This window comes from Streptomyces polygonati (assembly GCF_042650325.1).
Lineage (GTDB): Bacteria > Actinomycetota > Actinomycetes > Streptomycetales > Streptomycetaceae > Actinacidiphila > Actinacidiphila polygonati.
The window spans coordinates 1-7,544 of the sequence record NZ_JBHSBB010000032.1 but is presented as its reverse complement, the minus strand read 5'-3'; the positions used below and the strand labels follow the sequence as shown (position 1 = coordinate 7,544).

Annotated in this window: 9 protein-coding genes; 6 read left to right on the top strand and 3 right to left on the bottom strand. The window is 66.8% G+C overall.

Features of this window, described 5'->3' with window-relative positions; all coding sequences use genetic code 11:
- The first annotated feature begins 94 nt into the window (after positions 1 to 94).
- Complete coding sequence (locus tag ACFO3J_RS31740) at positions 95 to 670, top strand: IS3 family transposase (RefSeq protein ID WP_386436932.1); 576 nt, start codon at positions 95 to 97, stop codon at positions 668 to 670.
- A complete protein-coding gene (locus ACFO3J_RS31735) occupies positions 667 to 966 on the top strand; it encodes an integrase core domain-containing protein (RefSeq protein WP_386436929.1) in 300 nt (99 codons plus the stop codon). The genes ACFO3J_RS31740 and ACFO3J_RS31735 overlap by 4 nt, the downstream gene beginning before the upstream one ends.
- A gap of 271 nt (positions 967 to 1,237) precedes the next feature.
- Here the strand turns inward: ACFO3J_RS31735 and istB (ACFO3J_RS31730) are convergent, their stop codons facing one another.
- Together istB (ACFO3J_RS31730) and ACFO3J_RS31725 are read right to left on the bottom strand one after the other, a co-directional pair.
- Positions 1,238 to 2,035, bottom strand: a complete 798-nt coding sequence (gene istB / locus ACFO3J_RS31730) for an IS21-like element helper ATPase IstB (protein WP_386436926.1) — start codon at positions 2,033 to 2,035, stop codon at positions 1,238 to 1,240.
- Positions 2,032 to 2,919 carry a Mu transposase domain-containing protein gene (locus tag ACFO3J_RS31725; RefSeq protein ID WP_386436924.1) on the bottom strand — a complete coding sequence of 296 codons (888 nt, stop codon included), beginning with the start codon at positions 2,917 to 2,919 and terminating at the stop codon, positions 2,032 to 2,034. The genes istB (ACFO3J_RS31730) and ACFO3J_RS31725 overlap by 4 nt, the downstream gene beginning before the upstream one ends.
- A gap of 295 nt (positions 2,920 to 3,214) precedes the next feature.
- Here ACFO3J_RS31725 and ACFO3J_RS31720 point away from each other — a divergent pair, with 295 nt between their 5' ends.
- The 4 genes from ACFO3J_RS31720 (at position 3,215) to istB (ACFO3J_RS31710) (ending at position 6,276) form a co-directional block, all read left to right on the top strand.
- A complete protein-coding gene (locus ACFO3J_RS31720) occupies positions 3,215 to 4,069 on the top strand; it encodes a hypothetical protein (RefSeq protein WP_386436922.1) in 855 nt (284 codons plus the stop codon).
- Positions 4,070 to 4,584: 515 nt separating this feature from the next.
- The gene (locus tag ACFO3J_RS35985) at positions 4,585 to 4,830 is read left to right on the top strand and encodes a DDE-type integrase/transposase/recombinase (protein WP_449343666.1); all 246 of its coding nucleotides are present in this window, start codon (positions 4,585 to 4,587) and stop codon (positions 4,828 to 4,830) included.
- Positions 4,831 to 4,920: 90 nt separating this feature from the next.
- Positions 4,921 to 5,448, top strand: a complete 528-nt coding sequence (locus ACFO3J_RS35980) for a Mu transposase domain-containing protein (protein WP_449343665.1) — start codon at positions 4,921 to 4,923, stop codon at positions 5,446 to 5,448.
- 54 nt (positions 5,449 to 5,502) lie between these two features.
- Entirely contained in the window at positions 5,503 to 6,276 is a 774-nt protein-coding gene (istB, locus tag ACFO3J_RS31710; RefSeq protein WP_449343664.1) for an IS21-like element helper ATPase IstB, read from the top strand.
- A gap of 18 nt (positions 6,277 to 6,294) precedes the next feature.
- Here the strand turns inward: istB (ACFO3J_RS31710) and ACFO3J_RS31705 are convergent, their stop codons facing one another.
- Complete coding sequence (locus ACFO3J_RS31705; protein ID WP_386436920.1) at positions 6,295 to 6,660, bottom strand: hypothetical protein; 366 nt, start codon at positions 6,658 to 6,660, stop codon at positions 6,295 to 6,297.
- Positions 6,661 to 7,544 lie beyond the last annotated feature (884 nt).

The following is a 7,544-nucleotide window of genomic DNA, read 5'->3' as shown; positions in this document are numbered from 1 at the left end:
CAACCGTCCGCGCAAGTGTCTGGGATTCCGCACACCGGCGAGTGTTGCCTTGACCGGTTGAATCTAAGACGGCTTTCTTCGCGAAGGAGACCCGGTGACGGTCCACCCGTTCATCGAGGCGGAGAAACGCGCAGGTCACAGCGTCAAACGAGCCTGTGAGCTACTGAAGGTCTCCCGAGCCGCCTACTATGCCCGCCGCAACGGAGCCCCCGGCCCCCGGGCGGTCCGCGACGCCGAACTGACCGAGCAGATCACCGCCGTCCACAGCCGGTCGCGTGGAACCTACGGCGCCCCACGCGTCCACGCCGCCCTCCAACAGGAGGGCGGCGTGTGTGGGCGTCGCCGTGTCGCCCGGCTGATGCGCGCGGCCGGCCTGGCAGGCGTGCGCCGCAGGCGACGGCACCTGACCACCGTCCCCGACCCCGGGGCGGCCATCCGTCCCGACCTCATCGGCCGGGACTTCCAGCCCGACCCCACCGGACTCGATGCCCGCTGGTGTGGCGACATCACCTACATCCCGACCGGCGAGGGCTGGCTCTACCTGGCCACCGTCATCGATATCGCCTCACGCCGCGTGGTCGGCTGGGAGACCGCCGACCATATGCGCACCGATCTGGTCGCCGACGCTCTGACCCCGCCTGCCGGGAGCGTCGCCCGATACGGCCGGTGATCTTCCACTCGGACCGCGGATGCCAGTACACCAGCCAGCAATTCGCCTCCCTCGCGGACCGGTTCGGGGTCCGTCTGTCGGTCGGCCGCACCGGGCAGTGCTGGGACAACGCACTGGCCGAATCGTTCTTCGCCACCATCAAACGCGAACTGCTCGACATGACCATCTGGCCCACCCGGGCCGCCGCCCGGACCGCGATCTTCGATTTCATAGAGAGCTGGTACAACCTGCACCGACTGCACAGCAGCCTCGGCTACCTCAGCCCCGCCGAGTACGAGACCGCATTCGCAGCCTGACCACCACACCAACGGTGTCCGTCAAAGCGGAACAAGCTCACACAGCCAGGTAGGTCAGGAACCTTGCTGCCTCGTCATCGTCTATGGCTCTCATGGCGCGCCCCAGTCCTTTTGCGTCCGTAGCACTGTATGACCACCTGAAGGGGGCTGCTGACCTGCCTGGTTGAGTCCGGACGGTGCGACTCGGCGTCGGTCGAGTGTCGGTGGCTCCGGACAGCGGGACCAGCCGCCCGTGAGGGCGGCTGGCCGTCGAAGCAGGAAGTGGCACCGGTCAGCCGGCCTTCGCGGGTTCCTCGGCCCGTGCCCTGGTGCTGGCCAGGCGATAGGAGTCCGTGCCGGTCTCGATGATGGTGCCGTTGAAGGTCAGCCGGTCGACGATGGCCGCGCAGAGCCTCGGGTCGGTGAAGGTCTTGGTCCAGCCGCCAAAAGACTCGTTGGAGGCGATGGCGATGTTGTTCTTCTCCTCGCGTTCGGTCAGGACCTGGAAGAGGAGTTCGGCGCCGTGCCGGTCCAGTTCCATGTAGCCCAGTTCGTCGATGCAGAGAAGATCGACGCGGCCGTAGCGGGCGATGGTCTTGTTCAGCTGCTTCTCGTCGGCGGCCTCGACCAGCTCGTTCACCAGTTTCGTTGCGAGGGTGTAGCGGACGCGGTAGCCCTTCATCGCGGCCTCGGTGCCCAGGGCGATGAGCATGTGCGACTTGCCGGTGCCGGAGTCGCCGATCAGGCAGAGGGGCTGGCTCTTCTTGATCCACTCGCAGCTTGCCAGGGTGTGGACGGTAGCCGGGTCGATGTTCGGGTTGGCGTCGAAGTCGAAGGCCCGCAGGGACTTCTCCCGGGGGAAGCCCGCGGCCTTGATCCGTCGTTCCGACCGGCGGCGGGCCCGGTCGTCGCACTCGGTCATCAGCAGTTCGGCGAGGAAGCCCCGGTAGGTCATCTGGTCCTTGATCGCCCGGTCGGTGATGTCGGGGAACTCGTTGCGGATCGACGGCAGTCGCAGCATGCGGCAGGCGGTGTCGATGGCGGCGTCGGCGGCCTGCTCGGTCAAGCCTCGCTGGCGGGGCAGGGTCACTGGGCTTCTCCCTCACGGTGGGTGCCGCGGTCGTCGCGGTGGCTTCGGAGCAATTGGTCATAGGGGGTCACCGACGGCAGCGGCCTGGTGTCCGGGGGAAGGTGGGACAGGCGCCATTCGTGCAGGGATGTCACGGTCGCCGGCGTCTTGCCCGGCGGTACTGCGTCTGGCGTGGAGCTGGGGTCGGTGTCCGCCTGGGCGGCTTTGCGGGCCTCCAGCGCGACCGCGTCGGCGGTCATGGCTCCGGCCCGCAGGGCTGCTGCCAGGCCTGCGACGACGTGTTCGTGGGGCAGGTTCCGGCTCAGCAGCAGCACCTCGATCAGGGCCCGGGTGCCGTCCCGCTCGCCGTGGATCTTCTTCGCCTGGTCCCACCACGCGTCGTGGACTGGGGCGAACTTGCCCGCTGAACGGGCCTGTTCGAGGGCGGTGGAGCCGGGGAAGGCGCCGGGCTTGCGGACCAGGGCCTCCAGGTAGTGGTCGAGCTCCAGCCGGACGGCGCCCTTGGCGATCAGCCGCTCATGTCGGGCCACTTCCACGTTCCGGTCGTAAACGACAAGGTGGGAGGCGTGCAGGACGACCCGGACCCGTTTCCCGATCAGCCGGATCGGGACCGAGTAGCGGTTGGTGCGGACGGGGACCTGGCTGTAGCGGTCGACGCGCGGCGTGAACGTCCGTCCAGTCTCGAACGGCTCATCCGGCAGCGGCCGCAACAGCGGCTGTTCGAATGCGAAGTACTCCGCGACGGTCTTGGGCCTGGACCCGATCCGCCGGGCGTCGTCCTGCAGGTCCCACTGGTCGACCATCTCGTTCAGCTCGGTGAGCGAGGAGACATCGGGGACGGGAACGAAGTGGTTGCGGCGGAAGTACCCGATCTGGCCCTCCACCCCGCCCTTCTCGTGGGCGCCCTCGATGCCGGTCCGGCAGTAGAAACTCTCGATGCCGATCTTCCGTAGGTTCGCGATTTCTGAAGGTTGCGTTGCGTGAACCCGAGGCCGTAGTCGGCAGGGTCAGCAGAGGAGCACCGGGGTTGGCCGAAAGCCTTGGCCGCGAGGGAGGCACTGAACTTGATCTGGTGCTGTTGGCGTCGGTGTGCGATACGCGCTGACGGACAAGGCATCCTGAGCCGCCTCACGGGAAACCCCGTCGACCGCGTGGGTGAGGCTGTCTAGGCTGCACTGCGTGATCCCCGCACTGCGCGTCCGCCAACTCTTCCTCACCGTGGAGGAGTACCAGGGTGTGGACGTCTTCCTCGCTGTAGTAGATCCGTGGCTGGACGAGCACGCCGATGCCGTCCGGGAGGCTCTCGCGCCGCTGGCCGCCTTCGGGGGATGGACACGGACCGAGTACGAGTTCGGCGATCCTCTGGAGACGTTGTATGCGCTCAGCCGCGTCAGCGACGCACTGATGTACAAGTTCCAGCCGCTGCTGCCTCCGGGCTCTGAGATTCCCTGGGCGCACGACATCCACGAGCCTGAGCGCTGGCCGCATGTCACCCGTGACCAGTACCTATCAGCTTTCTCCCGTCTCGGCATGGTCCCGATCGGCGACGTCGCGTTCGAACCGTTCTTCCACGAGGTCGTCCACGTCGCGCAGCACGAGCGCCCGGAGGCGCCGGTTGAGATCACCGGGACGGTCTGGCCGGGCCTGATGCTTGGGGAGATGCTGTTCAGCCGCACCGGTGTGATGGTGCGTGCCGGCGCCCAGCACCTGGTCGCGGGCATTGCGGACCGCTCCCCGCTCCACGACGTGTTCATGCGCCGTTACCGGGAGACGTTCGACGGGTCGCTGGGCTGGGGCCACAACTCGCAGTGGAGGACCGACTTCCGCCGCGACTACCTCACCGATACCGCCTTCCGCTTCAACGTCGACGAGGAGCCCGACTCAGAGCAGGACATCCTCGGCAAACCGAGGAGGTTGACTCCGGCCGAGCGATCGGACCTGGTGCGGCACCGCTGCTTGACTCGTCCCCTCCAGGACCCAGGTGCCTCGCAAGACGCCAGCCCGGGCGGGCGGTTCACCATTTCGCGGACCTGATCCAGTCTGAGGTCAGGTCCCTCCGTGCCGACATCTCATCTCTGCGCACTGAGATCTGCCTGCTCTGTCGCCGAGCCCGATGCCCTTTCGGCCGCCGATGCTGCGACGGCCTGGGGGTAACGCAGGCTGCTCTTGCCGCCCAGAGCGAAGACGTGGGCGAGGTGGAGTGGATCAGCGCCTGTAGCGACGGCCTCTTCGAGGATGCGGTCCTGTCGTAGCCGGTCGAGAGCGACAGGCAGCGGCTGGACCAGCCGGTCAAGCCAGAATGTCGGCGTACAAGCGAACGTGCACCGCCTCGTACGGATGAAGGTGCACCGTTTCGGGTGCGGTGTGGGGATGGGGCCGTGAGTCTGCTGCTGTCGGTTCGGGGCAGCAGGAAGGCGGCTGACGGTGGTCTTGGATCCGCATCGCTGGTTGGAGTTGCGGCGGTTTCGTCCGCTGTATGAGTCCGGAGTGATGAGCCTGCGGGAGATCGCGAGGCCCACGTCGGGATCTTGAAGGTCTACTCCTTCCACATGACGCTGTCGTACTCGCGCGACCCGTTCTGCTGCTTTACCACCAGCCAGGATCTGGCGACGTTCTTCGACTGCCACTGCGCGGCGTTCGCGCACTTCGGCGGGGTGCCGATGAGTATCGTCTACGACCGGACCAAGACTGTCGTGCGTCGGCACGTTGCTCCGGGTGAGGCGGTTCCGCTGCATCCTGAGGCGGTCGCCTTCGCCGGGCACTACGACTTCGACATCGATGTGCTGGCCGCCTAGCGCCCGCAGGGCAAAGGCCGGGTCGAACGGCAGGTCAACATCGTCCGCGACCACGTCCTGGCCGGGCGGGCCTTCTCCTCGATCGAGGAGATGAACGCCGCCTTCACCGCATGGGTCCCGCTGCGGCGGGCGAAAGTCCACGGCACCCACGGTGAGGTCATCGGGCACCGGGCCGCACGGGATCAGGTGGCCCTGCGACCGCTGCCGAAGACCCCCTATGTCGTCACCCAGCGGCATCTGCGGCACGTCGGCAAGGACTGCCTGGTCGCCTTCGACGCGAACCTCTACTCGGTGCCGGCCCGGAGGGTCCGCCCGCGCCAACTGGTGGAGATCCGGGCCACGAAGTCCCAGATCAGCCTGCACTCCACCATCCCCGACACGAGCGGCCAGACACTGCTGGCCGCCCATCCTCGGACGGTCGGCCGCGGAGCCCGCATCGTGGACGAGACCCACTGGGACGGCCTGCCCACCGGCGCCGGCCGCCGCGTCACCACAGGTGATCCTCTGCCGTCACCCCGCCGCAACCAGTCCCTCGGGCCGGAAACCGGACCGCTGCAAGCTGAACCGGGCCGCCGCGGCAAGCATCGAAGTCGGCCGCCGACCACTGTCGGTCTATGACGAGCTGACCGGCACCCGCCCCTTCAATTCCGCTGCCTCGAAGAGGGAAGCCCGTTGAGCGAGCTGACCAGCACCCGCATCCGGACCACTGCCGCCAAGCTGGGCCTGCCGCACCTCGCCGAGGCGCTGAACCAGTACGTCCAGCGGGCGGGACGAGGCCAAGATGGGCTACCTCGACCTGATCGACCTGGTGCTGTCCGAGGAACTCACCGTCCGCGACGACCGCCGCTTCCGCCAGAACCTGCGGCTGTCGAAGCTCCCGCACCACAAGACGCTGGCGACTACGACTTCTCCTTCCAGCCCGACCTCGACCCGCGCAAGATCAAGGACCTGGCCACCCTGTCCTTCCTGGAGGACAAGGCCAACGTCGCCCTGCTCGGGCCGCCCGGAGTCGGCAAGACCCACATCGCCATCGCCCTCGCGGTCGCCGCCTGCCGGGCCGGCCACTCCATCTACTTCACCAGCCTCGACGACATGGTCCGCCACTTGAAAACCGCCGAGCAACAAGGACGACTGATCAGCAAACTCGGCACCTACCTGCGGCCCAGCGTCCTCGTCGTCGATGAGGTGGGCTACCAGCCGCTGGAGCGCACGGAGGCGAACCTGGTCTTCCAGGTCATCTCCAAGCGCTACGAGAAGGGCTCCATCATCCTGACCTCGAACAAGACCTTCAGCGAATGGGGCCAGGTCTTCGGCGACGAGGTCCTGGCCACCGCGATCCTCGACCGCCTCCTGCACCACTGTGAGGTTGTCTCGATCAACGGCAACAGCTACCGACTCAAGAACCGCCTCGCCGCCATCGAACGGGACCGGGACGACGCAGCCTGACCGAGAACCGCTACGTCGTCACAGATCAGGCCACCGGTGCTCTTCGGAGTAGTCGTGCCAGCCTCGGAAGAACCAACGGGCCAGATCGCTGATCCGCTCCATGCAGGCCTCGTAGTAGACCCCCGGCGTCGGCCTTGGGAAGTCCGGATGTGCTGTCCACATCGGAACCCACGTCGCGACATCGAAGAACCCCTCAGCCAGCCACCGATCGAGTTTCTCTTCGGCCTGGTCGCGTTCGCACGCAGCCCGCATCGCTCGCTCAAGACGGGTAAAGGCAGCTCGGTCCCACATCAGGTCACCACGAAGCTGCAGCAGAAAGCTCCCCTCTTCTGCCTCGAACTCCCGCCTCAGAACCTCAATGGCCTCATCCATGACCGAGATCATGACAGGACTGGAGGGGCCTCCGGCATGGGCCACAACCGGCAGGCAGCCGACTACCGGGTGGAGCACATACATCTGTACTTACTTGGCGCAATCTGGTGAGTACGCCGACACACCTGGGACGCCTGGGACGACCGCCTCGGCATTCTGATCCCCTTCGACCGGGAGAAGCAGGACTACCTCAACTACAGCACCTCGCGGCTGTTCGCCGCGGTCTATCCCGAGGCTGTCGCCCTGGCGTCGTTGATCGCCTCGCCCTACTGGCGTTGGTTTGCCGGAGGCAGCGAAGCTGAGCAGACCCGGTTCTTCGCGGAGGTCGCGGGCCGCGTCACCTACCCCCTACAGCCCGTTCGACCGCAGCGGCGACGCTATCGCGCACTGGGCCCTGACCGACTCCTGGCGACGCCCCAGCCGGCCCCTGGTCACCTACACACCCGGCCGCGTCCGCGGCACCCTCCCTGGCGTCGCGGTGAACCGTCTCGCCTGGCACGAGAAAAGCGCAATGCGGTTCTGCCGCCTCCGCCGGGACCAGGGTCGTACCCTCCTCTTCCACGGCCACCTCAAGCCAGTCCTGGCCAGAGAGTGGACACCAAAATACGAGCGATGGGTAGGCAACCTCTGGCACAGCACACGCACCGACGACTTCATGCGGGAGGACATCGCGCGCCGCCGTGCACGAGGTGAAGGCGCGGTGGCGCACGTTCCGACGCAACACCAAGACGCCCATCATCGCGTTCCGTCCCCCTGACCGAACTGCTGACACCGCGCCCACGAGCCCAGGGAAGAACGGTTCCTCACCATTTCCAGCGAGAACTGGTACTGAGCTTGTCTTTTATGGTCAGAAATCGAACCCGGCGTCGCTCGTGGTTGCTGTGACGGCTTGAACT

What these genes read in the sequence shown, in the direction of transcription:
- ACFO3J_RS31705 (WP_386436920.1), bottom strand. Translation starts at nt 6,660, where the DNA reads ATGATCTCGGTCATGGATGAGGCCATTGAGGTTCTGAGGCGGGAGTTC.
- ACFO3J_RS35985 (WP_449343666.1), top strand. Translation starts at nt 4,585, where the DNA reads ATGACGCTGTCGTACTCGCGCGACCCGTTCTGCTGCTTTACCACCAGC.
- ACFO3J_RS35980 (WP_449343665.1), top strand. Translation starts at nt 4,921, where the DNA reads ATGAACGCCGCCTTCACCGCATGGGTCCCGCTGCGGCGGGCGAAAGTC.